Source organism: Arthrobacter sp. B0427-1-12 (genome assembly GCF_059092905.1).
In genome coordinates this window covers 1-1,048 of sequence record NZ_JBNHIC010000163.1, presented here as the reverse complement: position 1 = coordinate 1,048, position 1,048 = coordinate 1, and the positions used below count along the sequence as shown (strand labels likewise).

Below are 1,048 nucleotides of genomic sequence, written 5' to 3'. Positions count from 1 at the left end.
AGCACGCCGAAGGAGTGGCCGTAGCCGAACGTGCGGTTCGGGAGCAGGCCGTGGGAGATGTAGATCTCGTTCAGTTCCGCGGCGATGTCCTTGCACACGGCGCCGGGCTTGATCAGTTCCAGGCCGCGGCGGTGGACCTCGACGTTGATGTTCCACAGGCGCAGGCTCTCCTCGTCCGGCTGGCCCAGGAACATGGTGCGCTCCAGGGCGGTGTAGTAGCCGGAGGTCATCGGGAAGCAGTTCAGCGACAGGATGTCCCCGCGCTGCAGCCTGCGGGTGGTGGCCCAGTTGTGCGCGCCGTCGGTGTTGATGCCGGACTGGAACCAGACCCAGGTGTCGCGGACTTCGCGGTGCGGGAAGGTGCGGGCGATTTCGTGGACCATGGCCTCGGTGCCGATCAGGGCGACCTCGTATTCGGTGATGCCCTCGCGGATGGCGGCCTTGATGGCCTCCCCGCCCAGGTCCCCGATCCGGGCGCCGTGCTTGATGACCTCGATCTCCTCGGCGGACTTGATCATGCGCTGGCGCATGGCGTCCTGGGAGACGTCGAGGAGTTCGGCGGTCTCGAACGCGGCCTGGATGCGCTGGCGGGTCAGCACCGGCAGGGCGTCGTCCTCGACGCCGAGGCGGCGGGCCTTGATGCCGCGCTGGCGCAGGGCCTCCTGCAGGCCGAAGTAGAAGTTGTCGCGCTTCCAGTCGGTGTAGACGATGTTCTCGCCGTAGCTGGTGCGCCACGGCATGCCGGCGTCGATGTTCGCGGTGACCGTGACCGAGTCCTCGGCGGTGACGACCAGGGCGTAGTTGCGGCCGAACGTGGTGTACAGGAAGTCGGAGTAGTACTTGATGCCGTGGTAGCTGGTCAGGATGACCGCGTCGAGTTCCTTGGCGGCCATGATCTGGCGCAGGCCGGCCAGGCGGCGTTCGAACTCGGCGTCGGAGAAGGTCAGCTGCTGCTTCTGGCCGTTGTGCAGGACCTTGAGGCGCTCCAGCTCCGAAACATTCGTGGCATTGCGGGCGTCAGTGGTCAGGGACATGATTCTCCTTTGAA

Annotated in this window: 1 protein-coding gene; it reads right to left on the bottom strand. The window is 66.1% G+C overall.

Going from position 1 to position 1,048, the window contains the following annotated elements; translation table 11 throughout:
- Positions 1 to 1,034, bottom strand: a 1,034-nt coding sequence (locus AC5RWU_RS24340) for an aminopeptidase P family protein (RefSeq protein WP_493986737.1), incomplete at its 3' end; no start/stop codon positions are given.
- Between the last annotated feature and the right edge of the window lie 14 nt (positions 1,035 to 1,048).